The organism is Corynebacterium sp. 212_CJEI (genome assembly GCF_001055915.1).
Classification (GTDB): Bacteria; Actinomycetota; Actinomycetes; order Mycobacteriales; family Mycobacteriaceae; genus Corynebacterium; species Corynebacterium jeikeium_D.
On sequence record NZ_JVPT01000072.1, the window covers coordinates 1 to 24456 of the forward strand.

The following is a 24456-nucleotide window of genomic DNA, read 5'->3' on the forward strand; positions in this document are numbered from 1 at the left end:
GGGTTAAGTAAAGAAAAGTGTGTCTTTTCCGGGCGTGTTGCGGTTATTTGATCCAGCCTTTTTGGATGCCGAGGTTGTGTTGGTAGCTGGTGTCGATGGCGGTGTCGTATTCTGCTGGTGCACCGATGTCATTGGTAGTGGCTGTGGTGTTGTGGGTGATCAGGTCTGTTGCTGTGGAAAGTGCGTCTTGACCCCATCGTTGGTCCCTGGCGATCTTGACCGGATCGTCAGGGACTTCTGTATGTAGATACAGCCACCAATCCATCACTGTGCGTTGATGCGGTAGTGATAGTCCGCGGTGTCTGCGGGCTAGTTCTTTTATGGGGGCGTTGATGCCACCTTCGAGGCTGTTTGTTGTTGCTGCAAGGTTGTCGGGGTCGATGGTTGTTGGTGGGGGTTGCAGGTAGGTAAACAGCAGGTCTCTGCGGTGCAGAGATAGCAATGATTGATAGGCCGCTCGGACGCGTTGGTGGGTGTAGACCTTGGTGTAGGCGCCGGTAGCAGGGTCTTTGATGGTGGTTTTCTCGTTCATCCATTCCCGGTAGGTGTGGTCGAATTCGTGCAGGTGGGCGACCCATGTGGATGCTTGGTCAAGGTCGGTGATGCGAGTGAGTTTCAGGGCTAGGCGGTAGAGGGTTTTGCCGGCATCGGTGCGGGGGTTGCTGGTGGTGTGGCGGCGGACTGTTCGTTGGGCGTGGACGAGGCAGCGTTGGATGCGTGTTGTTGGCCAGCAGTGGTGGATGGCTGATTGGGCACCTTGTCCGCCGTCTGTGACTGCGATTAGTGGTGCGGCAATGGGGCGTAGGAGTTCGGTGTAGGCGGCGGTGGTTTCGTGTCTGGCCCAGGTCCAGTTGATGACGTGGGTTTTACTGGCTGCGATCAGGAGGCATCCGGACTTTAGATAGGTCGCGTCGAGGAAGATTTGGTCATGGATGCGGAATGAGTCGATGGTGGGTGTGGGGATGATCCACCAGCACCATCGGAATCGGTGGTGCATGGTTTGCCTGGTTACGCCATGGTGTGCGGCGAAGGTGGTTAGAGATTGGGTGCCGGTGGCCCATTGGATGAACAAAGCCATGGTGGCGGTGTTTTTGTTGTGGGTTTGGGTGTTGCGGGTAAAGGAGTGTCCGCAGTGGGTGCAGCGCCAACGGGTGGTTGATTTGCTGGTGGTGCCGTTTTTCTTTGTGTTGTTGCCGCATAGTGGGCAGCTGGGGCGGTTGGTGGTCATCCTTTAATCCAACCGGTGTGCGGTTAGCACAAATGTGGCCGGAGGTGCGGGATGGTGTGGGTAATAGCTTTCGGGGAGCTATTCTTTGGTGATTTGTGGTGTGTGGTCTGGGGTTATGGTGGCATGCGGACACACTTTTCTTTACTTAACCCCCTATTGCAGCGCCGAGGTCAAGCGGAAAACAGAGTCCAGGTAGCGCTGACGAAGGGGCCGGTCATTCCATTCCTCCTGGGTGAGCAGGAAAGATTTGTCGCGGTACTCGTCGGCAAGCATGATCAGTTTGTCCACGATGGAACCGGCGGCGGAAAGAAGCGTGATCTCGTAGTTGAGGCCGAACGAGCGCATATCCAGATTGGAGGAGCCGAACATGGCCATGCGGTCGTCGATAACCATGAACTTGGAGTGCAGGACCGCAGGCGCCGGATAGCGGTAGATCTTCACGCCAGCGGTTAGCAGTGCCTGGTAGTAGGACTGCTGCGCGTGGCCGACCATGAACTGATCGGACTCTTCGTTGACGTAGAGCTGGACGTCGATGCCTCCATATGCGGCAGAGGTCAGCGCCATGAGCATGGATTCGTCGGGGACGAAGTACGGGCTGACGGCGATAATCCGCTCGTGTGCCTGGTAGATCATGTTATTGAAGACGCGCAGGTTCGGCTCCGTGCTGAAGCCCGGACCCGACGGCAGCACCTGGACAACGTTGTAGTTGTCGTTGACTTCGGTGTTGTGGAGTGAATAGTTCCTGGTGGCATCTGGGGTCTTGTATAGCTCGCTGGTCCAATCAACCGCAAAAATTGCGTCGAAGGCCAGCGCAATATCGCCCTCGAGCTCAATCCATGTGTCCACCCAGCGCCGGCCGATCTTATGATTCTTCTTCTTCTGATATTCGGGCTCAATCAAATTCTGCGAGCCCATGAATACAATGTCGCCATCAATCACTACGAGCTTGCGGTGATTACGCAGATCCAGGCGGCGCCAGGTGAGCTTCAGTAAGCTCACGGGCAGCATTGGGTGCCAGGAGATTTTAGCCTGGTCCAGGCGCTTTTTCAGCTTGTAGTAGCCGGGGTACTTCCACGAACCAATTGGATCGACCAGTACCTTGACCTCTAGTCCCCTGTCGTGCGCGCGTTCAAGAGCCTGTATGAAAGGCTCCGTGCTGGAATCCAGTGCAAAGATGTAGGACTGCACGTGGATTGATTTCTGGGCCGCATCGATGGTCTCAATCATGCGGTCAATGGAGGCGTCGTATTCGGTGAAAAGTCCCTTTTCCGCGCTGGCAATTGCCGGCATTCCCGTGAGCTGGCGCGAGAGCTTGAATACGTTGACAACGTCATCTTCTATCTCGGCATCGTCCGGTACGTCGGGCAGATGCTCGGTACGTTCCGCAATGAGCTCCTGTGCCAGTGCCTGTACCTCATGCCGACGGCCCGTAATCTGCTGCGAGCCCAGGAAGAGGAACAGAGGTAGGCCGATAAATGGAATCAGCAGAATCAGCAGCAGCCACGCCGTCGAAGCCGATGGGCTTCGGTTTTCCGGCACCCATCCAATCGCGATGAACTTAATCGTGTAGTCGAGTGCGAAAAATAGTACTTGCCACCACGTTAAGTCCTCCACCAGCCACGGGAAGGTACCCATCAACCAATCCATGCAGATGATATTACTGAAGGAATTTTCAGTACCTTTGGTCGCGGCCCCTTAGGTGCACTCTCCCCTTTTCGTGACAGCCTATTGTGACATCTGAAATTGAATACTGGTATCAATACGTAGTAAGGTTCAACTCATTGAACATCGCAAGCGTTTGGCATGTCGACTTCGAAAGGACTACCCCTCCAAATGACTGAGAAGGCTCCTACGAGCACCGAGTTCGACGTTGCCACTAACGTACTGAAGTTGATGGCCGACAAGACGCGTCTCTCGATCCTGTCGCTCCTCCGTGACGGGGAGATGACCGTCACCGCCATCGCTAGCGCGCTCGATCGCCCCGTCCCCGCGATTTCTCAGCACCTGGCGAAGTTGCGCATGGCCAATATGGTGCAGACCCGCAAGGAGGGCACGTCTAGCTTCTACTCTCAGCCCGACGAGCACCTTACCAACCTCGTGGTCAACGCTCTCCACTTCGCCGAACACACGCTCTACAGCGATCCGCCCCATCACCGCGGTCAGTAGGCGCACACGGATACGCCCGCTTTACTCGCTTTACGACGAAAACCCCGCGCCTTTCTGAACCTAGTTGGCGAGCCCGGCGTTCGATGCCCTTCCCTGGTCAAATGCCTCCATGATGCGCTGGGCGGCGAGCGTCGGTGTGAGCAGCCCCGAGCGGAGTTGTTTTTCCACCAGGGTGCTCTCTGTCTGCACAGCCTCGTTGGTGTTGAGCCGCTGCAAGAGCGTCTCGTGAACCATGGACCACATCCACTTAATCTGCTGGTTAGCGCGGTTTTCATCAAAGAGATGATTCTCGTGCATAGCCTCGACATGGTCTTCGATGGCTTGCCAGAACTTGTCGATGCCGTCGTCCTCCAATGCCGACATAGTCAGTACCGGTGGCGTCCAGACTTGGTCTGAGGAACGAACCATCTTCATGGCCGTCATCAGATCACGCGCAGCGCGCTTTGCCGGGCGCAAGTTCTTACCATCCGCCTTGTTGATAGAAATCACGTCGGCCATCTCCAGCACACCCTTCTTGATGCCCTGGAGCTGGTCACCAGCGCCGGCGAGTGCCAGAAACGCAAACGTATCCACCATCTGGGCCACCGCGACCTCGGACTGACCGACGCCGACAGTTTCGACGATGACAATGTCGTAGCCTGCGGCCTCGAGCACCACCATGGCCTCACGCGTTGCCTTGGCGACACCACCGAGTGTGCCCGCAGAGGGCGACGGACGAATGAAGGCTTCATCCGCGGCCGAGAGTCGGGACATACGGGTCTTGTCGCCCAGAATCGAACCACCGGACTTCGTCGACGACGGGTCGATGGCCAGCACTGCAACGCGGTGGCCCTCCTCGATCAGCTTCAGTCCGAGGGTTTCAATCGTGGTTGATTTACCGACGCCGGGGACGCCGGTAAGGCCGACACGCATGGCCTTGCCGGAAAATGGCAGCAACTTCACCAGTAGCTCTTGAGCCAGCACCTTATGCGCCGGAGCAGTCGACTCCAGCAGCGTGATTGCCCGGGCCAACTTAGTGCGGTTTCCAGCCCGCACGCCCTCAAAGAGGTCGTCGACATCGATCCGTCGTCGCGCACGGCGGACGACTTCGGGGGCTACAGCGGTCTTTCCCTCAACGACCGTGCCAGCGGTAGTGACGAGGGTGCCCAGGTTTTCTTCAAGATACTCGTTCATCGCTACTTCTCAATTCCGACAACGCGCTGAGCTGAACAGTCAGCCCAGCGCGGATGCGGTAGTTATTTAGGACTCTTCGTCAACGGCAAGGTCGAGGCCCAGCTCGTTAGAGAGCTTGGTCATCATGTCGATTGCCGAATCAGCGATGACAGTGCCCGGCGGGTAAATAGCCGCGGCGCCGGCATCGTAGAGTTCCTGGAAGTCGCCCGGTGGGATAACACCACCGACAACAATCATGATGTCCTCACGACCCAGTTTTGCCAGCTCATCGCGCAGGGCAGGAACGAGCGTCAGGTGTCCGGCGGCCAGCGAAGAAACACCGACGACGTGGACATCCGAGTCGACTGCCGACTTGGCGGCCTCCTCCGGAGTTTGGAACAGCGGTCCCACGTCAACGTCCATGCCGAGGTCCGCGTAGGCGGACGCGATGACCTTCTGGCCACGGTCGTGACCATCCTGGCCCATCTTGGCCAGGAAGATACGGGGACGGCGACCTTCCTGCTCTTCGAACTTATCGGCCATGGCGATGGCCTTGGAGACGTTGGACACGGCTCCCTCCTTGCCAACTTCGTCCTTGTAGACGCCGGAGAGAGTACGGATCTCGGCCTGATGGCGGCCAAAGACCTCTTCCATGGCGTCGGAGATTTCACCGATGGAGGCCATGGCGCGAGCACAGTCGACAGCGAGCTTCAAAAGGTTCTTGTCCAGGTCCCCCGGTTCACCCGGGTTACGGCAAGCGTCGGTCAGAGCGGCCAGTGCCTTCTGAACCTCTTCCTCGTCGCGCTCGGCGCGCAGGCGAGCCAGCTTGTCAATCTGCTCCTGGCGCACGCGGGAGTTCTCAACCTTGAGAACCTCGATGGCCTCGTCCTCTTCGACCTGGTACTTATTCACGCCGATGAGAGCCTGACGACCCGAGTCAATACGGGCCTGCGTACGAGCTGCAGCCTCTTCAATACGCAGCTTCGGAATGCCCTCGATGGTGGCCTGTGCCATACCGCCGGCCTCTTCGACCTCGTCGATGTGCTGGCGTGCACGCTTGACCAGCTCATTAGTCAGCCACTCGATGTAGTAGGAACCAGCCCACGGATCAACCGGACGCGTGGTGTTGGACTCCTGCTGAAGCAGCAGCTGAGTGTTACGAGCAATACGGGCTGAGAAGTCAGTCGGCAGTGCCAGAGCCTCGTCCAGTGCGTTGGTGTGCAGCGACTGGGTGTGGCCCTGTGTTGCGGCCATAGCCTCAACAGCAGTACGCGCGACGTTGTTGTAGACATCCTGAGCGGTCAGCGACCAACCAGAGGTCTGCGAGTGAGTACGCAGGGACTGGGACTTCGGGTTCTTCGGGCCAAACTTGCCAACCAGCTCGGACCAGAGGATGCGGCCTGCACGCAGCTTGGCGATCTCGGTGAAGGTGTTCATCGAGATGCCCCAGAAGAAGGACAGACGCGGAGCGAACTTATCAACTTCCAGGCCAGCGTCAATACCGGCCCGCAGGTACTCGATGCCGTCGGCAAGCGTGTAAGCGAGCTCAAGGTCGGCCGTCGCGCCCGCTTCCTGAATGTGGTAGCCGGAAATCGAAATCGAGTTGAACTTCGGCATCTTTGCCGAGGTGTACTCGAAGATCGAGGAGATGATTCGCATCGAAGGCTTCGGCGGGTAGATGTACGTGTTACGAACCATGAACTCCTTGAGAATGTCGTTCTGGATCGTACCGCGCAGCTGCTCGGTCGAAACGCCCTGCTCTTCAGCGGTGACAATGTAGAAGGCCAGAATCGGCAGCACAGCGCCGTTCATGGTCATAGACACCGAGACGCCGCCCAGGTCAATGCCCTGGAAGAGCTCACGCATGTCGTAAATCGAGTCAATTGCCACGCCGGCCATACCGACGTCGCCGGACACACGCGGGTTGTCCGAGTCGTAGCCACGGTGGGTAGCCAGGTCGAAAGCGACCGAAAGGCCCTTCTGGCCGGCCGCGAGGTTGCGGCGGTAGAAGGCATTGGACTCAGCTGCGGTGGAGAAGCCAGCGTACTGGCGAATAGTCCACGGTTGGTTGGTGTACATGGTCGGGTACGGCCCGCGCATGAATGGGGCGATACCCGGGAAAGAATCTACCGGGTGGCCCTCGGCAGCAGCGGCGTCGCGGTCAGCGCGATCGTAGACGCGCTTGACATCGATGCCCTCTGGAATGGTCCACACTTCACCAGCTTCCGCGGCAGCTGCCTTGTTGGTGGCAGCGGCTGCGTCGTCGGTGTTGCGGGAGATGTCAGCGAAATTTGGGATGGTGGTCATTACTTCCTTCACGCTCCCAGTTCGTTCAGCAGTCGGGACAGCTCCGCGACAGCATCGATGGTCATGTTCAGGTATCCGTCGGGGCGAGCGTCCTCAGCGGCATTGGCGAAGCTCTTCTCGGAGCCGGCCACCAAGACCTCCTTAGCGCCGGCGGCGCGGGCGGCCTTGACAGCGTCCTGGCCCGAGGCCTCGTACTCGCTGTCGGCTGCGCACAGCACGACAATCGGAGAGGCCTTCACTGCCTCTTCGAAACCTGCCTCGCCCGGCACAACCTGGCCGGGGTTGGCGACGGCGATACCGCCGGAAGCCAGCAGGTTGGAGGTAAAACCAGTGCGGATGTTGTGCTTGGCCAGCGGACCCAGCGGCAGCATGGCAATCAGCGGACGGTTGCCCTTTTCAGCCAGGAAGTCATCGGAGCGGTTGCGCAGCGCCTCGAAGTCGCTGGCCCAACGGCGAATCGGGTCGCCCTCCGGGCGGGCCTCAGGAGCCAGTGGGGCCTCAGCCAGGTTCGGGAACTCGTTGATGGCGGTGACCTTGGTGCGGCGGTGTGCGATGTCGGCGCGGCGCTTTTCCCAGGTAGCGTCCAGGGCGGCGCGAATATCGGCCTCCGCGGAGGCGAAACCGCCGCCGGCCTCAGTGCCGGTAAAGATCTCCCATGCCTTGTCGGCCATTTCTTCGGTCAGGTCTTCGACGAAGTAGGAGCCACCTGCTGGGTCGGCGACGTAACCAAGGTGAGACTCTTCCAGCAGCAACAGATTGGTGTTGCGAGCGATGCGAGCCTTGAAAGTCTTGGAGACGTTCGGCATGCCGCCGACAACTGCGTAATCAAACGGCAGAACCTCAACTGAGGAGGCACCGCCGACACCTGCGGCGAAGGAGGCGACAGTCACACGCAGCATGTTGACCCACGGATCGCGCTGGCTGAACATGACCGGGGCTGTCACGGCGTGCATCGGAGCGCGGCCAGCTTCAGGGGCGCCGATAACCTCAGCAACGCGGGCCCAGAGAACGCGAGCGGCGCGGAACTTCGCAATGGTGTCGAACTGGTCGTCGGTAGCGGCAAAGCGGAAAGCGATCTGGCCGAGGGCTTCTTCAGCGCTCAAGCCCGCGTCGGTCAGCGCACGCAAGTAGGCGACACCAACGGCGAGACTGTAGCCAATCTCCTGGATGTTGTTTGCACCCAGGTTGGAGAAAACAACGCCGTCGACAAGCAGGGCACGGACGTCGCCCGGCTGCTTAGCCGCCTTGACGGCCAGCTGCGTGGCCTCGTCGAGAGAAATATCGTCAATACCGGCAAAAGCGGAGGTCAGCGGAGCCGCGGAAAGCTCGACTGCGACGGCGTCCGGATTAGTCGGGTTTGCCTGCTCGATGTAGGACGTCAGTGCTTCCGCAACCTGCGCAGTCTTCTTACCGGCATGCACGGCAATCGGAGCAAGGTCGACGTAGACGTTGTTGAGCAGAGCCGGCACATCAGCGGCTTCGAGGGAGCCGGTGAAGTCCAGGCGGATGTCCGTGGTGCCGTTTTCCAGTGCAGTCAGCAGAGTCTCGTTGACGGCCTTTGGGTCAAGTGCATCCTCACCTGGGTACTGGCGACCGAAGGTTTCCCGAACGCCCCAACCGTTGGTGTTGTCCGAAGTGACCTTTGCGCCACGGACGAATGGGAACTGGCCCGGAGCTGGGCTTTCCGCGAGCTCGTCCGCGTGGGTGTAGAGCGGGCGAACATCGACACCGTCATAGGTGGTCTGAATCAGTCGTTTCCAAATATCGAGCGGTACATCTGCAACGTCTTGCTTGTGCACCCGCGCGAATACCTTGGCCACGCCCTGATACCAGGAATTCTGCAATTCCTCGAAGTTTGGTGGCAGCGTGGAAGGTGATTCGGGGGTCGTTCGGTCAGTCACGACAGACCTTCTCCCTTACATGTTCTAAGCAACGCCTCTATCAATCCATAACCGAGGAAATTCGGCTGCGACAATTTCCGAATTCTCCGCGACGGAAAGGGATTTAAAGGCGTTGGCTTCCTCCAATAGTCAATAAGAGCCACTAGTCAGACGCTAAGACTCACCCGAGTGTCCATGCACTGAACTTTTCAGCTATTTGTGCAATACCCTTACGTTCGGTTTTGTGCTGACGGGCACGTCAAGTGCTCGAGCCAAGGCATAGTGACCTTGATTCCCATCCTAGTGAAATAATGGGCAAACGCCTTTAGCCGCTGACTAGCCCTCCTCGCAGAGCCTCCAACGCGCAGGTCACACGCTTCCCCGCAATCCCCGGTAACCTCAAATGGGTGAACGTATCCGATGTGCGAATTACCCCTACACTCAAAAAGGTTCTGCTGGTGCTAGCCGTAGGTGTGGGGGTCGTCGTCACGCTGTACGTCGATGTTCCCACCGTCGCTACCATCCGGCAGTGGTCCATCGATGCCGGTGACTGGTTCCCGCTCCTCTACTTTCTCGCATACGTTGCACTGACTCAGTTCCCAATCCCCCGCACCGTATTCACTTTGGCTTCCGGAATTCTCTTCGGGCCAGTGCTCGGTTTCCTGCTGGCAATTACTGCGACGACGGTTTCTGCCCTTCTCTCCCTCTGTATTGTGCGGTTTTTGGGACGCGATTGGTTTCGCACGCACCTGACCAACCGCCGTCTTCTCAGTCTCGACCATCGGTTGGAGCAACGCGGCTGGCTCACAGTGCTCAGCTTGCGCATGATTGCTGGCGTGCCATTTTCGTTTCTCAACTACGCCTGTGGACTGTCGTCGATACGCATCGTGCCGTATATCATCGCCACTGCCCTAGGTTCGGCGCCGAACACACTCGCCGTCGTTCTGCTTGGCGACGCGCTGTTGGTCGGCTTCGACGTGCGCTTTGCGGTGGCCACGGGAATTCTGCTCGTGCTTGGCTTGCTGGGACTTCTTGCGGACGCCAAGTTCCCTGTCGTAACCGGTTCTTCGAAACGTTAAAACACCGCTTGGCGCTCTTGAGCTAGACGTGAGTTTTCGGCGAGTTGGTGTGGGGCGCCCGTGAGTGTGCGGAGGGAAGGAAAGTGTCTTAGCCCAACTGTCAAGGGGTGGGGCTAGACTAGAGCGTATGTATTCAGTCTTTGCCAGGTATCGCGGTCGATCTACTCGCAGGGCAGATCACGTTCAGGCCTCTGCGCAGGCACTTTCCGGCCTGGAAGGCGTAGGAACTGTTGAGGTTGCAGGTATCGAAGAGCTTCGCGCAGCTCCTGAAAATGCTGTGGGAGTCACCACGCTTGTGCTGGCGCTATTGGCCGCAGGTGACTGGGCGATAGGTATCGGTGTTTGTCCTCAGGACGACATTGAGCAAGCGCATCTGGCATCGAGCTCAGTCATCGGTAAGGGAGGCAGGGCCGGCACGGTAAAAACCCGCATTCGGACTAACAATCCGCGTGGTAAGGATTACTCGGAGGATATTGGTGCAGCATTCACATTGCTGCACCACGTTATCTCTCGCAGGTCCCCCGAAGGCCGCGAGGCAACTGGTTTGGTTCGCGCTGGTTATTCACAGGTAGAGGCCGCGGAAGAATTGGGAGTTTCAAAGCAGGCCGTCAATCAGCGCCTCGCAGCAGCTGGCTGGCAGGCGGAGCTGGCCGGATGGAACCTGGCCGTCCACCTGCTTCAGCGAGCTGATGAGTTATAAAAGCTTACTGCCCATTTTCTGGGGCGTAAGGGTCACGTGACCATCCTGAAAAATCTGGACGCTCGGCGGAGTGTGTACCGCCGCCTGCATTGGTATTGCCGGTGCCAGGAGCCGAGGGCAGGTCACGTTTGCCGGAAGGAACTGACGGCGCAGCCGGTGTGGCCGGCGCAGCGGGCGCAGCCGGTGTCGCAGGTTCAACCGCTGCCGGGCCGTTCTGGCCACCCAACTGTTCAGGCTGAGCGGGCTGAGCCGAATCAGCGCGGCGATTCTTCTTCCTCTCAGGGGTATTACCAGCTGCTGCAGCTACCGGATCATCAACCGGGCGGTTAGCGACCTCGTTCGCCGCGGCAACTGCACGAGCCAACTCCGGATTAGTCGACATGTCGAACCAGTTCTCGTCGCGGCCCTGCTCAGCCTCTTCCTTGGTCTCTCGGCTCACGGCCGGAGGCTCATAGCGGAAGACACCGTCGGCATCCTTCTTGCCGAAAGCCCTAGCGAAGCTCTCGAGACTGTCGCCAAACTGCGACGGAATCATCCAAACAGTATTGCCGTCCTTATTTGCCAGCTCAGGCAGCTTCTCCAGGTACTGCCAGGCAAGAATCTCAGGTGTCAACTGTGAAGCCTTAACAGCTGCGTTGACCTTCTGGATAGCGCGAGCATTACCCTGTGCCTCAAGGTAGGTAGCGGCGCGAGTACCCTCAGCGCGCAGAATGGTTGCCTGACGCTCAGCTTCAGCAGCCAGAATTGCTGCGTGCTTGTTACCTTCGGCGGCGAGAATCTGTGCCTGCTTACGGCCCTCAGCAGTTTTAATGTCGGCTTCGCGGGTACCTTCCGCAGTCAGAATCATGGCGCGCTTCTCGCGATCGGCCTTCATCTGCTTTTCCATCGACTGCTGAATCGACGGTGGCGGCTCAATGGCCTTCAGCTCCACACGAGCGATACGAAGACCCCACTTGGCAGTGGCCTCGTCCAGCTCGCCGCGCAGACGGCGGTTGATGTAGTCACGGGAAGTCAGTGTCTCTTCCAGTGTCAGGCCACCCACGACGTCGCGAAGCGTTGCGGTGGTGATCTGTTCGACGCCGAAGATGTAGTCGTCGATACCGTAAATTGCCCGATCCGGTTCGTTGACCTGGAAGGTCACGACGGTATCGATAGCCACAGTCAGGTTGTCTTCGGTGATCACTGCCTGTGGCGGGAAGGTAACCATACGCTCACGGGTATCAACCTTCTCGCGCACTCGGTCAATGATCGGGATGATGAAGTTCAGGCCGCTGTTCAGTGTCTGCGTGTATCGTCCCAGTCGCTCTACGATTGCCGCTTCACCCTGAGGAACCAGGACAATCGCTTTGAGAACCAAGGTAACAACCACGAGAATGAAAACGACGAGGATGATAAAGCCTTCCATGAGATTCCCCCGTAGCTAGAAACTGTGTGGTCAGTTATTTAATGGTCAGTAACTAAGAGTGCTCCGAGCGCCCTTTAAGTGAGTTGACTGCTCAGAGCAGCTTGTCCACTACTGCGGTATTGCCCGAAATCTCTACAATCGTGACTCTTTCCTTCGCATCGAAGGTCTGCGCAGTCAGAAGACTGCGCGCGCTCCACAACTCGCCGTTGACCTTAATCAGACCCGCTGACGAAGAAACTGGCTCGATGACCTCAGCATGACGGCCCGCTAGCAGTTCCGGACGCGACTCCAGTTCGGCGGACTTGTCCGGTTTTGCCATCTTTTTGCGCAACACAGGGCGAACTGTCAGCACAAGTGCGGCGGACACAACGGCGAAGATAACCACTGATAGCCAAAGCGGCGCTCCAAGCTGGCTCGCACCGGACGCTGCCAGTGCACCACCTCCGAGCATTAACAGTGCTAAATCTCCGACTGCGAGTTCACCGAGAACCAGTAGGAGGCTTGCTCCGAGCCAAAGGAGAGGAATCACGCCCTCACCCTACCTACTTTGCAGAACAAATGTGGGGCGAGTGGAGCCAGTATTCCGGGGTCAGTACTGCATATGTGGCTCAGTTACGAAGTCGACCAGGCGCTCAACTGCGCCAATCAAATCTGACTCCAGATCACGGTAGGTGTGTACACCTGCGTAGACACGTCGCCAGCCCTCCTTGGGGTCGTCTCCCCAGCCCAAGCGACGGCAGATTCCTGTCTTCCAGTCCTCCCCGTAGGGAACTTCCGGCCATGCCTCGATGCCTACCGACGAGGGTTTGACCGCTTGCCAGACATCGATAAACGGGTGGCCTGTGACCATCACGTGCGGGCCGAGCTGCTGAGTCATGCGGCTTTCCTTACTGCCCTCCACCAAGTGGTCTGCCAGGACTCCGACGCGGCGCTTCGGACCCGGACCAAATTCGGCCAAGCGTTCTGGAAGGTTGTCCAAGCCCTCCAGATACTCCACGACTACGCCCTCAACACGCAGATCGTGGCCCCACACCTTCTCGACGATTGCCGCGTCATGAATACCCTCGACCCAGATACGGCTGGGGAGAGCAACCTTGGCCTTGACGTTGTGGACCTTGCGCGAGCCCGATGCCGACAGATCCTGCGAGGGCTTTTTGGGTTGTGCTTTCGGACGCACCAGAGTCACAGGTTTGCCGTCGATGAGAAAACCGCGCTCGTGCATGGGAAACAGCCGAGACTTGCCGTGGCGGCCCTCCAGCCGGACGCACCAGCCGTCGAAAGTTTTCTCCAACCCGATAATGGCACCGACGAATCCGTCATAGGACGCCTCGACGACAACACCATTTTCTGCTGTCACCTCGCGTGCCGGCTGTGGGATACGGCGGCGGTGGCCACGTGCGCCAGCGAACACGTCCTGATTGCGGTACGGGTCTTGAAAGCTCATGGGTACTGAGATTAACAGCATCGGTTACGGGACCAACGACACGCTGCACTAGGATGAGCTGCACTATGCAGCGCAGTGTTCTCGACCAGGTCTGGAGTCCAACTCAGCACATCGCCCTTTGGCTGGGCGCGTGGTTGTCGGGTTTGGAAAACTACGATCATCTCCTCGACGCGCTAGACTCGCTCGGCGGACCCACGTCAGTTCCGGGGACGTTCGTGCTTGCCGACGCCACGGTTCCGAATGTCATCGATTGCGACGCTGATCTCGATCGAAGCGACATGCTCCGCCTTCTTCGAGCGGTTACTGAAGCGGGAGATTGGCACAGTGACCACCGTCCCCTCGTCCGCCTCATTCTCTCCGGGCCCGGTGATGCACCTGCACTGCCTGCGGGAACCGACGCCGCTGAAGCTGCACGCGCAGCAGGCTCGGCCATTGTGATTGCGGATGCGGAGCCGGGCTGGAACCATGTGCTCATACCAGTGACAACGCCGGTGCCAGGCCTACCGCAGTGGCATTGGTACACACTGGAAGGCCACATTCCCGAGCCGGCCTATCTCTCCCCTGGCGAGGCGGATTTACAGCTGGCAGATGCGGCGCGGGTTGCGGCTGCCACGATTGCGGCGATGCCGCGTTCACCGCTGACGTCGTCAAGCAGTGGTGCCCCGAAAGTGGATCCCCGGCTGATGGTCGGCATGCTCGATGACCACCTGGACATGGCCTTTGTGCCGGATGATGTGCCACGCCGTGCACTGGGAGTGCTCGCCAGAGCTGATCGGGTGTCGTCGATTCTGGCGGTGGCACAGGGCAGCGAGTCGGGGCACGGCAGCGCCGCGTTTGATGCGCAGCTCATCCCGCTGTGGCGGAAGATTCGGCAGGCGCGGATGAGCGCGGTGGAATACGCGATTCAGGAGTGGACTCGCTAGGGATTTGCCTTGCCCCGCGGCCCCATTGCCGCCAAAGGAATCAGTGTGGGCGGCGCTTTGCCGGGGTACAACAGGATGCGGCGCAGGGGGCGCCGTTGCAGGCCGAGCCGAGTAGCGGTTCACTTCCCAGACGGCGGGGCTTGACATCTGCGATGCGCTCTTCGATGAGCTCCACGAGCATGTCGGTGAAAGTAGCCGTCGGACCAGGCGTTGCGACCCGCTCGATGACGATGTCGTGATGAGCCATTTCATCCTGAAGCTCAGCATCCAAATCCCAGGCGACCTCAACATGATCCGAGATGAAGCCAATCGGGCACACTATTGCGGATCGGAGGCCGTTGGCGACCTTCGCTTCAACGTGGTCGACGATGTCAGGCTCCAACCACGGCACGTGCTCCGGGCCAGAGCGGGACTGCCAGACGACGTCAAAGTCGGTGATACCCACTGCGTCGGCGACGAGCCGTGCTGCTTCGTTGACCTGGCGGGAGTAAAGATTTCCGCCGAGCTCTACCGGCCCGGATGCCTTGTCCGCAGAGACCGGAATAGAGTGAGCGGTGAAAATAAGCCGGGTGTCCTCACGGCGGTCATCCGGTAGCTTGGCAAACGCCTCACGCACTGCGTCTGCATAGGCTTTTATAAAGAGCGGATGATCGTAGAAGCTCCGGATTTTCTCCATGTCAAAAGCACGGTCGCCCAGAGATTCGCGCATCCGAGCAATGTCTTCGTGATACTGGCGGCAGCCGGAGTAGCCGCCCCAGGCGCTAGTGGCGAAAACGAGCGCTCGCTTAACACCGTCATCAGCCATCTTTGCCGCGGTGTCTTCAGCCATCGGATGCCAATTGCGATTGCCGAAATAAACAGGCAAGTCATAGCCACGGCGAGTGAGCTCAGCCTTAAGGTTGGAGACAATTTCGCGGTTTAAATCGTTGAGCGGGGACTTACCGCCAAAGTGCGCGTAGTGTGCACCGACTTCGTCCAACCTCTCCGGCGGAATTCCGCGGCCGCGGGTGACATTCTCCAGGAAGGGACGCACATCGGCCATCTTTTCGGGACCGCCGAAAGACAACAGCAAAATAGCGTCAAAATTATCAGAAGACATAGCTAATCATGTTAGTAGCGCAGTCTGAGGACTCCATAAGACGACTGCTCAATGCCCCCGGCGTCTCCTGCCAATCGGGTTCCATACAAATCGCTTTACGACGGCACCCTAACCCAGCCCTACTGCGGAATTCGACGATTGGTCACAAGCAGTGAGCCCACGGTCACTAGCAGCATCGCGAAGGCTGCGATCAGATAGGGCCTCGGATTCTCGGCCCGCTTGAGTTCGTAACCGATGTCATCTTCCAGTGAGCCATAGGCATCGCGGAGCTGCTCGAGGGAACCAGCGCTGAAGAACTCACCTTTTGTTCGACGGGCGATCTCTCGCAGCGAATCGTCGTCGTTAGGCACTGGAATTAATTCGCCCTGAACCGTGATTGCGCCTTGCGCGGTACCGAACGAAATCGTGTTGACTGGCACCCCGGCCTTGGCGGCTTCGGCGGCGGCGGTATATGCGCCGCGGGGATCGTCGAGTTCTTGTGGGACGGTCTGTTTGCCGTCGGAAAGCAGCACGATTGTAGCTGGTGGGGCGCCTTCTCCCCCGCCCTGAACTGAGTCGCTGAACTGATTGATGGCATCGAGCGCGGCTGCGATGGCATCACCGGTCGCAGTCGCCTGATCTAACTCAGCAGCCTGGAGCGCTCGATTCACGGTGTCATGGTTGGTAGTCGGGCTAACAGCAGTGCGAGCGCGACCAGAGAACGTCACCAGGCCGATATTGAGGTCGTCGGGAAGGTTCTCCACGAACTCTTGGCCGGCTTCTTTAGCGGCAGTGATGCGGTCTGGCGCAACATCTGTCGCCGACATAGACAGCGAAACGTCGACCACCAGCATGACCGTCGCTCGGTTGCGGGCGACTTTGGTCTCCGAAATCGGACCAGCCAATGAAATGATGACCAGAACTAGCGACAACAGCGCACTGATAGCCACGACATGGCGCAGGCGTGCCGACGACTTATTCCCCAGTGACCCAACGATGGTGAAGTTGCCAAAGGCAATGGCACGTTGCTTTCGCTGCTTAGTGCTGATCCAATAGGCCACGGCTGCCACGAGAGGCAGAGCGAGTGCGAGCAGCCACCCTGGGTGCGCAAAAGTTGAGTTTAGGAACGTCATCGCGGTATCAGTTTCCTCACATCCAGTCGCCTAAACAGTCGCGTATAAACCAGTGGCTATAGCCGGTTAGTCGGTGGCCCAAAAGAGATAGCACTAACAAGCGGCCACTCAGACGCTAATGTTGGCCAATTTGTCGAGCAAAATCCAGTACCCAATCGGAATCCGTACGCAAGGTAATAACGCGAGCACGGCATTTGCGCAGTTCATTGATTACACGCTCGTGGTGGGCACGAGCCTGAGCTGCATACTCGGCGCGGGTCTTGTCGTTGATGTTGAGTTCAATGGTCTCGCCGGTTGCTGAATCCGCCATGACCACCGGGCCTTCGCCGGGTAAGGCTTCATCGGCTGGATCTACCAGGCGAATCGCCATAATCTCTGTCGAGGCCGAGGCAACGCGCAGCGGGCGCGCCCAATCGAGTGATCCAAGGAAATCCGAGATGACAACCAACAGCCCAGCGCGCGGAGCCTGAGTCATTACTGTGTCAATATCCGCTGCGAGGTTATGCTCAGCAGTCGCGTCAGCCAACTGCTTGAGCAGCATCAAGCTGTGGGCACGGCCCTGGCCCGCGGGCACTGGAGTGCCACCGGCGATTAATCCAGTTCGGGACCCCGGGGCGTCGTTAAGCATCGTTACTGCGCCGGCAGCGGCGGTGAGCAGATGTCGTTTGGTGGTATCGGCCAAGCCGGTGGACAGACGTGCGGCGGGTTCGGCTACAATCCAGCACTCCAGCTCGCGCTCGGCCTCGGAGGTGCGAACGTGCGGCACTCCAGTGCGGGCTGTCACTGCCCAGTTCATCTGGCGAACATCATCGCCGATAACATATTCGCGGGAGCCAACCGGCTCAGAGCCATCTCCAGTAGCGGTGGAGAGAAAGCTGCCGCGCAAAAGTCCGTTGAGCTTACGCGTAACAGTTAGCTCTAAGTACGCCAGGACGCGTGCAAGATCGTCTTCACGAGCTGACATTAGGAGGCAGTGCCCTCATCGGAGCCAGTGCTCGCGCCTTGGGGAAGGCGCACGTGAGACAACACGATGTCAATAATCCGTTCGGGAGTAACGCCATCGGCCAGGCCCTCATAGGAAAGGACCAAGCGATGACGCAGCACGTCGGGAAGCACGGAGACCACATCGTCCGGCACGACATAGTCGCGACCGGAAAACAGCGCGTGGGCGCGGGCAGCCGCGACAGCACCAAGAGTTGCACGCGGTGATGCGCCATAGGAAAGCCAGCGGTCGACATCCTTCAACTCCGCCCGCATCGGATTGCGGGTGAGTTCGATGACGGCCACGATGTAGTCAATCAGTGTGTGGTGGACAAAGACTTCGCGGGTAGCGCGCTGCAGTTCCCGAACACTCTCTGGGGTGAGAATCTGCTGCGCGACTGGAGGGGTGGCTCCCATGCGGTAGACAATCTCCCGCTCTTCCGCCGGAGTGGGGTAACCCACGAGGACCTTAAATAGGAAACGGTCCCGCTGGGCCTCCGGCAGTGGGTAGACACCCTGGTTTTCGATTGGGTTTTGCGTGGCCAGAACCAAAAACGGCTCCGGTACTGGCGTGGACTCCCCTGCGATGGACACCTGGTGCTCTGCCATGACTTCCAGCAGTGCCGACTGCACCTTCGCCGGTGCGCGGTTGATTTCATCAGCGAGCACGATATTTGACATGACCGGGCCGGGCTCGACAATGAACTCCGAGGTGTCCTGGCGGAAAATCCGGGTGCCGACAATATCTGATGGCACCAAATCCGGAGTGAACTGGATGCGGGAGTAGGACCCACCCATCACTGTGGCAAAAGTAGACACTGCCAGAGTTTTCGCAACACCCGGAACACCTTCGAGCAGGACATGACCTCCTGCGAGCATCGCGATGAAGAGCTGCTTAATCAGGTGCTCCTGGCCAACCACAACCTTCCCCAGCTCCGCGTATGCGCGCTCGAGGTCCGTGTGGTCAGTGGGCGTTGGGTAGGTCACAGAGAAACCCTTCTTTAGGTCGGTCGCCCGACCTGTAGAACACGTCGTTAGAAACTAGACGAGGCGGACAACGTTCGGTGTCATTCCGTTATAACGGACTGGCGAGATCTTAACCACAGAACCGGACTGCGGTGCCTCAATCATCTTGCCATCGCCCAGGTAGATAGCGACGTGGCCATGACCATTCGGGCCCCAGAACAGCAGGTCACCACGCTTCATCTGAGATGCCGGGTAGTGCTTTCCGCGCTGGTACTGGTAGCCGGTGTAGTGAGGCAGGTCAATGCCGACAGCGGCGTAGGCGTACAGAGTCAGGCCCGAGCAGTCGAAACCAATCTTGTTGTAGTCGCCGTGGGAGTCAGCTACTCCGCCGTCACGGATGCCCTTGGTCGGGCCGTTGGCGTTGCCGCCGCCCCATGCGTATGGGACACCGAGCTGCCCCATCGCGCGTGCGATGACAGTCTCGACCTTCTGGCTGGAAGAACCCGAGGTGCTCTGACCGGTCTCTGGATTCGTCGGCGCCACAGTCTGCGCCGGGGTGCCGCTTGACGACGAGCTGTCGGTGCTAGAAGATTCCGAGGTCTCGGTGGACTCAGAGGAGTCCGAAGATTCGGTCGTCTCAGAGGAACTGGTGGAGCCAGTGGAGCTGTTAGAACCAGTCGAGCGAGTCGAGCCCGTAGAACCAGTCGAGTCGGTAGAGTCAGTGGAACCAGTCGAGTCAGTTGAGCTAGTGGAACCAGTCGAGCCCGTAGAACCAGTGGTGCTAGAGCTTTCATCTGTGGACTCAGAAGAGGAATCCTCATCAGTCTGGTTCGACTGCGCCTCGGCGCGAGTCTTAGCTGCGGCTTCCTCAGCGGCCTTCTTGGCAGCGGCGTCTTCCGCTTCCTTGCGGGCCTGCTCGTTCTCGTAATTCTGGCGCTGGGAGTTCAGCTCGTTGACCGCGTTTCGGGCTGCATCCAAAGATGCCTTTGCGGCATCGCGATCGACCTGAGCCTGCTGGTAATCAGCTTGCTCCTTTTGAAGCTCCTCGTTTGCCTCGGAGTACGCGTTCTGAGCATCGGTGTTTCGCTGGTTTGCGGTGGCTTCCGCCTGCTGAGCCTCGTCACTCTTCTTGCGAAGCGTGGACTCCTGGTTAGCAGCCTCGGTTCGATTCTTATCCAGGGAGTCAACGGTCTGCTCTTGACGATCAGCTTCGCGACGCAAAGCGGACAGGCGGTTAATAGCCTCGGATGCATCTCGCGCACCTTCGAGAATCGAGCCGCTGGAACGTCCCTGGCGCATGATGGTGCGTGCTAGCTCGTCGAACTGCTTCTGGGCACTAGCGAGCTCAGCGCGGGAACGGTCGAGTTGGATCCGTGCCTCGTCGACCGCCTCGCGCGCACGGTTAGCGGCATCTCGAGCGTTCTCAAGGTCTACCATGGCCTTGTTGACATCCTCGCGGAGAGTGCCCATGCGTAGCTCGAGGTCAGATACCCGGCGCTCGCTGGAAGTTACCTCGGCGACCAGGGACTGCAAGTACGACTCGGCGTTAGAGGTCGCCTCGCGCGCTTGACGGATCTGGGCGTCGCTCGGATTTAGTGGTTGTGCAGCTGCGACCTGAGTGTTCGTCGCCAGAAGACCCGCCGTGATAATACCGGCAATTGGACGAGTCCAATATGATGCACGGACTTTGCGATTACTCGGCACCGCGTTACTCCTACATTTCTCCTATGGGTGCGTTCACGCCTCAGAATCGACACCAGCGACTTCCCCATCGTTGGATATCTTCCTGTTGTTGCCTCCAGGTCTTGAGTGGAACTTCGAAAAACGTCGAACCGAAACCAGAACCAAAAGCAACAGCGGCGCTCCCGCGAGTTTTTCATTGGTCAATACTGGACCCTTGAGTCCACTATTGGCATCACGAAGCACTTTACGGGTCAAAAAGCTCTAAAAAAACATAAGTAACAAAATTACCAACTGTCCCCCTCTTTGTGACCGTTTCGTTATATGTCGTGGCCTGCGGTTATGGTGAGCCCTAGGTTTCTATGTGAATTATGTCACTATTAGATGACTTATCGGCGTGCCGGAGTGTCGTGGGTCTTTACCTGGGGTACCGGACATAAGAAAAGGTCAAGCTTTAATGCTTGACCTTTGTGAAAATCGTTGACACGGTTACGGTGGCTGCAACAGTGTTATCCAATTCAGATAGTGGCTGATTTCTCTACTGCTACCAGTTTTTGGGGCATTTGCCCTGTCTTTCGCCTGGGGGTGGAAAACCGGGGACGGTGAATGTATTCAGTGAGACCGTTAGCTTCAGCGTCCGTCGTAAAGCGAACTCTTAGGCGGTTGGGCGTGTGCGTAGCCAGTAGAACGTCAGTCCGACGAAGAGTGCGACGATAACGACGCCTGCGATGAGGCTGTAAAGAGTCCACGGAACGACGTAGTTAGTGAGCTCGTGCAAATAGGCATCGAGACCCGCCGGATAGTCTCGTGGAGTCTCCATCATTGCGTGGTCGGCGCGTTCAATGGCTGCGCGGGGGAAATCGGCAGATGCGGTGGCCACATTGCCCGGTGTGCGCACGACAGTGGTGCCGCCGACTTGGTCCGCTACTTGGCGGGCAAAGGAAAAGATGTCGGTGTTCTTTTGTTCGGCGACGGGGTAAATCTTCTCGCTATCTAGGTAGATGATATTGAAATTGGGCACCCCCCGATTTGCTGCATCGTCGACAATTGGCTGGACCGCTTCTCGGAGCTGTGGGTTATTTGTCACGATGTTGTCGGTGCGTAGCTGAGCGACCACCTTCGCGACGGTTTCTTTCGCTGCCTGTGAATCTGCTGGCGTATGCATTAATTGCCTTCCGTATCGTGCTCCTGTTTTGCGTGAGAATGGTTTCCACGCGCCCCAATTTGGCGGAGATGCTGCTTCGTTTGTCCTATCTATAATGGCCTGCTCTGGATGTGAACGGGGGTAGCGTGACTCGGCGCGCCGCGAGCAATCTACATACAGAACGTTCGTACTGTTATTGTTGATGCAAGGACGGTAACGCTTCCTTAAAAACGTGTGTGTGGGCTCGTGTGCCCCGCGTCGTGATTATTGCTTTAATTGGTTGATAAGGGGCGGCGTGATCGCACCTATGCCTTGTGGAGAGCCGAAATTCGAGTGCCGGACTCTTCAGTTAAGGCGACAATTCACCCGAATAGAAATGGAGCTGACTGTGGCTGAAAGCAAAAACTCTTTCAACGCCCTGCGCAAGCTTGAGGTCGGAGACAAGTCTTATGACTACTTCGCTCTTGACGCCGTGCCGGGTATGGAGAAGCTGCCTTACTCGTTGAAGGTTCTCGGTGAGAACCTGCTGCGCAACGAAGATGGCGCCAACATCACTGAGGAGCACATCAAGGCTGTCGCCAACTGGGTTCCTTCGGCTGATCCGTCGATCGAGATTCAGTTCACCCCTGCTCGCGTTATTATGCAGGACTTCACCGGCGTCGCCTGTGTTGTTGACCTGGCTACCATGCGTGAGGCTGTTAAGACTCTCGGCGGCGACCCGGATCAGGTTAACCCGCTGAACCCGGCAGAGATGGTCATCGACCACTCGGTCATCATCGAGGCCTTCGGTAGCGAAGACGCTCTGGCTAAGAACGTCGAGATTGAATACCAGCGCAATGATGAGCGCTACAAGTTCCTCCGTTGGGGTACTGGCGCATTCTCCAACTTCCGCGTTGTTCCTCCGGGAACCGGTATTGTCCACCAGGTCAACATCGAGTACCTGGCTCGCGTTGTCTTCGAGAACAACGGCCTGGCATACCCGGACACCTGTGTTGGTACTGACTCCCACACGACCATGCAGAACGGCCTGGGCATCCTGGGCTGGGGTGTCGGTGGTATTGAGGCTGAGGCCGCAATGCTTGGCCAGCCGATCTCCATGCTCATTCCGCGCGTCGTTGGCTTCAAGCTGACTGGTGACATTCAGCCGGGCGTTACCGCAACCGACGTTGTGCTCACCGTCACCGATATGCTGCGCCAGCACGGCGTCGTCGGCAAGTTCGTAGAGTTCTACGGCGCTGGCGTCTCCAAGCTGCCGCTGGCTAACCGTGCGACCATCGGTAACATGTCGCCAGAGTTCGGTTCCACCGCTGCTATCTTCCCGATCGACGATGAGACCGTCAAGTACCTGGCCCTGACTGGCCGTGACAAGGAGACCCTGGAGCGCGTCGAGGCTTACGCCAAGGCTCAGGGCATGTGGTTGGACGAGAACACTCCGGAGGCTGAGTACTCCGAGTACCTCGAGCTGGACCTGTCCACCGTCGTTCCGTCCATCGCTGGCCCGAAGCGCCCGCAGGACCGCATCGAGTTGGCTTCCGCCAAGGAGCAGTTCCGCAAGGACCTGCACAACTACTCCGACGGCGAGATTAAGGGCGCTGTCAAGGCTTCCGCACCGACCTCCGAGCTGGCCGCAGACTACAACGAGTCCCGCGAGGGCCACGGCGAGTCCGCCGCTAACGGCGCTGAAGGTCGCCCGAGCTCCCCGATTACCGTCACTTCCCCGAAGGGCGGCGAGTACACGCTCGACCACGGTATGGTCGCTATCGCTTCCATCACCTCTTGTACCAACACCTCCAACCCGTCGGTCATGATTGGTGCTGGTCTGTTGGCACGCAAGGCAGTCGAGAAGGGTCTGCAGGCTAAGCCGTGGGTCAAGACCATTTGTGCTCCGGGCTCCCAGGTTGTTAACGGCTACTTCAAGCGTGCTGACCTGTGGAAGGACCTCGAGGCTCTGGGCTTCTACCTGTCCGGTTTCGGTTGTGCAACCTGTATCGGTAACTCCGGTCCGCTGCCGGCTGAGATTTCCTCCGCCATCAACGAGGCCGACCTGGCTGCTACCGCGGTTCTGTCCGGTAACCGTAACTTCGAAGGCCGCATCTCCCCTGACGTGAAGATGAACTACCTGGCCTCCCCGATCCTGGTTATCGCTTACTCTATCGCCGGTACCATGGACTTCGACTTCGAAACTGACGCCCTGGGTCAGGACGCAGAGGGCAACGATGTCTTCCTACGCGACATTTGGCCGTCCACCGAAGAGATCGAAGCAACCATCGAGGCCTCCATCTCCTCCGAGCTGTACGACGAGGACTACAAGGATGTCTTCGCTGGTGACGAGCGCTGGCAGAACCTGCCGACCCCGGAGGGCAAGACCTTCGCTTGGGACGACAAGTCCTCCTACATCCGCAAGGCACCGTACTTCGAGGAGATGGAAATGGAGCCGGCACCGGTTTCCGACATCAAGGGCGCTCGCGTCCTTGCTGCCCTGGGTGACTCGGTGACCACCGACCACATCTCCCCGGCTTCCTCCATTAAGCCGGGCACCCCGGCTGCTCAGTACCTCGACTCCATGGGCGTTGAGCGCAAGGACTACAACTCCCTGGGTTCCCGTCGTGGTAACCACGAGGTCATGGTGCGCGGCACTTTCGCTAACATCCGCCTGCAGAACCAGCTGCTTGACGGTGTTACCGGTGGCTACACCCGCGACTTCACCCAGGAGGGTGGCCCGCAGGCCTTCATCTACGACGCTGCCATGAACTACAAGGAGGCTGGCACTCCGCTGGTCGTCGTTGGTGGTAAGGAATACGGCACCGGTTCCTCCCGTGACTGGGCAGCTAAGGGCACCCTGCTGCTGGGCGTCAAGGCTGTTATCGCTGAGTCCTTCGAGCGTATCCACCGCTCGAACCTCATCGGCATGGGCGTTGTTCCGCTGCAGTTCCCGGAGGGTGAGTCCTGGAAGTCCCTGGGCATCGATGGCACTGAGACCTTCGACATCGCTGGTCTGGAGGAGCTGAACAACGGCTCCATCCCGAAGACCGTCAAGGTTACGGTTACCAAGGAAAACGGCGAGTCCTTCGACTTCGACGCTGTGGTCCGCATCGATACCCCTGGTGAGGCTGACTACTACCGCCACGGCGGTATTCTGCAGTACGTCCTGCGCAACATGATCAAGGGCAACTAGTTTCCCTTTGACTCG

At 58.6% G+C, this 24456-nt stretch carries 19 protein-coding genes; 5 read left to right on the plus strand and 14 right to left on the minus strand.

Annotated features, from left to right (window positions below):
- Positions 1–43 precede the first annotated feature (43 nt).
- Together ADB02_RS09120 and cls are read right to left on the minus strand one after the other, a co-directional pair.
- Positions 44–1228 carry an IS256-like element IS3503 family transposase gene (locus ADB02_RS09120; RefSeq protein WP_011018353.1) on the minus strand — a complete coding sequence of 395 codons (1185 nt, stop codon included), beginning with the start codon at positions 1226–1228 and terminating at the stop codon, positions 44–46.
- Between the two features lie 153 nt (positions 1229–1381).
- Positions 1382–2875: a cardiolipin synthase gene (cls, locus tag ADB02_RS09125; RefSeq protein ID WP_065421732.1), complete on the minus strand. Its 1494-nt coding sequence runs from the start codon at positions 2873–2875 to the stop codon at positions 1382–1384.
- A gap of 186 nt (positions 2876–3061) precedes the next feature.
- On the opposite strand from cls, the gene ADB02_RS09130 reads away from it, so the two are divergent.
- Positions 3062–3394, plus strand: a complete 333-nt coding sequence (locus ADB02_RS09130) for an ArsR/SmtB family transcription factor (RefSeq protein ID WP_048734120.1) — start codon at positions 3062–3064, stop codon at positions 3392–3394.
- 60 nt (positions 3395–3454) lie between these two features.
- Here the strand turns inward: ADB02_RS09130 and meaB are convergent, their stop codons facing one another.
- The 3 genes from meaB to ADB02_RS09145 form a co-directional block, all read right to left on the minus strand.
- Positions 3455–4567 (minus strand): methylmalonyl Co-A mutase-associated GTPase MeaB, encoded by a 1113-nt coding sequence (meaB, locus tag ADB02_RS09135; protein ID WP_048734122.1) that lies wholly within the window; start codon positions 4565–4567, stop codon positions 3455–3457.
- Positions 4568–4633: 66 nt separating this feature from the next.
- Complete coding sequence (scpA, locus tag ADB02_RS09140; RefSeq protein WP_005510731.1) at positions 4634–6853, minus strand: methylmalonyl-CoA mutase; 2220 nt, start codon at positions 6851–6853, stop codon at positions 4634–4636.
- A gap of 8 nt (positions 6854–6861) precedes the next feature.
- Positions 6862–8754: a methylmalonyl-CoA mutase family protein gene (locus ADB02_RS09145; RefSeq protein ID WP_049190710.1), complete on the minus strand. Its 1893-nt coding sequence runs from the start codon at positions 8752–8754 to the stop codon at positions 6862–6864.
- A gap of 386 nt (positions 8755–9140) precedes the next feature.
- Between ADB02_RS09145 and ADB02_RS09150 the strand changes: the two genes are divergently transcribed.
- Together ADB02_RS09150 and ADB02_RS09155 are read left to right on the plus strand one after the other, a co-directional pair.
- Positions 9141–9812 (plus strand): TVP38/TMEM64 family protein, encoded by a 672-nt coding sequence (locus ADB02_RS09150; RefSeq protein ID WP_052317814.1) that lies wholly within the window; start codon positions 9141–9143, stop codon positions 9810–9812.
- A gap of 127 nt (positions 9813–9939) precedes the next feature.
- Positions 9940–10512 carry a hypothetical protein gene (locus ADB02_RS09155; protein WP_049190712.1) on the plus strand — a complete coding sequence of 191 codons (573 nt, stop codon included), beginning with the start codon at positions 9940–9942 and terminating at the stop codon, positions 10510–10512.
- Between the two features lie 4 nt (positions 10513–10516).
- On the opposite strand, the gene ADB02_RS09160 is transcribed toward ADB02_RS09155, so the two are convergent.
- The 3 genes from ADB02_RS09160 to ADB02_RS09170 all read right to left on the minus strand — a co-directional run bounded on the left by ADB02_RS09160 (position 10517) and on the right by ADB02_RS09170 (position 13361).
- Positions 10517–11917: an SPFH domain-containing protein gene (locus ADB02_RS09160; RefSeq protein WP_048734130.1), complete on the minus strand. Its 1401-nt coding sequence runs from the start codon at positions 11915–11917 to the stop codon at positions 10517–10519.
- Positions 11918–12008: 91 nt separating this feature from the next.
- Positions 12009–12446, minus strand: a complete 438-nt coding sequence (locus tag ADB02_RS09165) for an NfeD family protein (protein WP_042388696.1) — start codon at positions 12444–12446, stop codon at positions 12009–12011.
- A gap of 60 nt (positions 12447–12506) precedes the next feature.
- Positions 12507–13361 carry a DUF3097 domain-containing protein gene (locus ADB02_RS09170; protein ID WP_049170585.1) on the minus strand — a complete coding sequence of 285 codons (855 nt, stop codon included), beginning with the start codon at positions 13359–13361 and terminating at the stop codon, positions 12507–12509.
- 65 nt (positions 13362–13426) lie between these two features.
- On the opposite strand from ADB02_RS09170, the gene ADB02_RS09175 reads away from it, so the two are divergent.
- Positions 13427–14284, plus strand: coding sequence for a hypothetical protein (locus ADB02_RS09175; RefSeq protein WP_016422771.1), 858 nt, complete (start codon positions 13427–13429; stop codon positions 14282–14284).
- Positions 14285–14324: 40 nt separating this feature from the next.
- Here the strand turns inward: ADB02_RS09175 and ADB02_RS09180 are convergent, their stop codons facing one another.
- The 6 genes from ADB02_RS09180 to ADB02_RS09205 form a co-directional block, all read right to left on the minus strand.
- The gene (locus ADB02_RS09180; RefSeq protein WP_049170588.1) at positions 14325–15383 is read right to left on the minus strand and encodes a ferrochelatase; all 1059 of its coding nucleotides are present in this window, start codon (positions 15381–15383) and stop codon (positions 14325–14327) included.
- Positions 15384–15502: 119 nt separating this feature from the next.
- The gene (locus tag ADB02_RS09185; RefSeq protein WP_049190713.1) at positions 15503–16495 is read right to left on the minus strand and encodes a VWA domain-containing protein; all 993 of its coding nucleotides are present in this window, start codon (positions 16493–16495) and stop codon (positions 15503–15505) included.
- A gap of 115 nt (positions 16496–16610) precedes the next feature.
- Positions 16611–17459, minus strand: a complete 849-nt coding sequence (locus tag ADB02_RS09190; protein WP_016422768.1) for a DUF58 domain-containing protein — start codon at positions 17457–17459, stop codon at positions 16611–16613.
- A complete protein-coding gene (locus ADB02_RS09195; protein WP_016422767.1) occupies positions 17459–18463 on the minus strand; it encodes an AAA family ATPase in 1005 nt (334 codons plus the stop codon). The genes ADB02_RS09190 and ADB02_RS09195 overlap by 1 nt, the downstream gene beginning before the upstream one ends.
- Positions 18464–18517: 54 nt before the next feature.
- Positions 18518–20146: a DIP1281 family NlpC/P60 protein gene (locus ADB02_RS09200; RefSeq protein ID WP_049190715.1), complete on the minus strand. Its 1629-nt coding sequence runs from the start codon at positions 20144–20146 to the stop codon at positions 18518–18520.
- Between the two features lie 631 nt (positions 20147–20777).
- Complete coding sequence (locus tag ADB02_RS09205) at positions 20778–21287, minus strand: DUF6676 family protein (protein WP_049190717.1); 510 nt, start codon at positions 21285–21287, stop codon at positions 20778–20780.
- A 367-nt stretch (positions 21288–21654) separates the two neighbouring features.
- Between ADB02_RS09205 and acnA the strand changes: the two genes are divergently transcribed.
- Complete coding sequence (gene acnA / locus ADB02_RS09210) at positions 21655–24441, plus strand: aconitate hydratase AcnA (RefSeq protein WP_080969616.1); 2787 nt, start codon at positions 21655–21657, stop codon at positions 24439–24441.
- Positions 24442–24456 lie beyond the last annotated feature (15 nt).

Coding starts and splice junctions, on each gene's coding strand:
- cls (WP_065421732.1), bottom strand. CDS start 2,875: ATGGATTGGTTGATGGGTACCTTCCCGTGGCTGGTGGAGGACTTAACG.
- ADB02_RS09205 (WP_049190717.1), bottom strand. CDS start 21,287: ATGCATACGCCAGCAGATTCACAGGCAGCGAAAGAAACCGTCGCGAAG.
- ADB02_RS09155 (WP_049190712.1), top strand. CDS start 9,940: ATGTATTCAGTCTTTGCCAGGTATCGCGGTCGATCTACTCGCAGGGCA.
- ADB02_RS09160 (WP_048734130.1), bottom strand. CDS start 11,917: ATGGAAGGCTTTATCATCCTCGTCGTTTTCATTCTCGTGGTTGTTACC.
- ADB02_RS09120 (WP_011018353.1), bottom strand. CDS start 1,228: ATGACCACCAACCGCCCCAGCTGCCCACTATGCGGCAACAACACAAAG.
- meaB (WP_048734122.1), bottom strand. CDS start 4,567: ATGAACGAGTATCTTGAAGAAAACCTGGGCACCCTCGTCACTACCGCT.
- ADB02_RS09180 (WP_049170588.1), bottom strand. CDS start 15,383: ATGTCTTCTGATAATTTTGACGCTATTTTGCTGTTGTCTTTCGGCGGT.
- ADB02_RS09185 (WP_049190713.1), bottom strand. CDS start 16,495: ATGACGTTCCTAAACTCAACTTTTGCGCACCCAGGGTGGCTGCTCGCA.
- ADB02_RS09130 (WP_048734120.1), top strand. CDS start 3,062: ATGACTGAGAAGGCTCCTACGAGCACCGAGTTCGACGTTGCCACTAAC.
- ADB02_RS09175 (WP_016422771.1), top strand. CDS start 13,427: ATGCAGCGCAGTGTTCTCGACCAGGTCTGGAGTCCAACTCAGCACATC.
- ADB02_RS09190 (WP_016422768.1), bottom strand. CDS start 17,459: ATGTCAGCTCGTGAAGACGATCTTGCACGCGTCCTGGCGTACTTAGAG.
- ADB02_RS09170 (WP_049170585.1), bottom strand. CDS start 13,361: ATGAGCTTTCAAGACCCGTACCGCAATCAGGACGTGTTCGCTGGCGCA.
- scpA (WP_005510731.1), bottom strand. CDS start 6,853: ATGACCACCATCCCAAATTTCGCTGACATCTCCCGCAACACCGACGAC.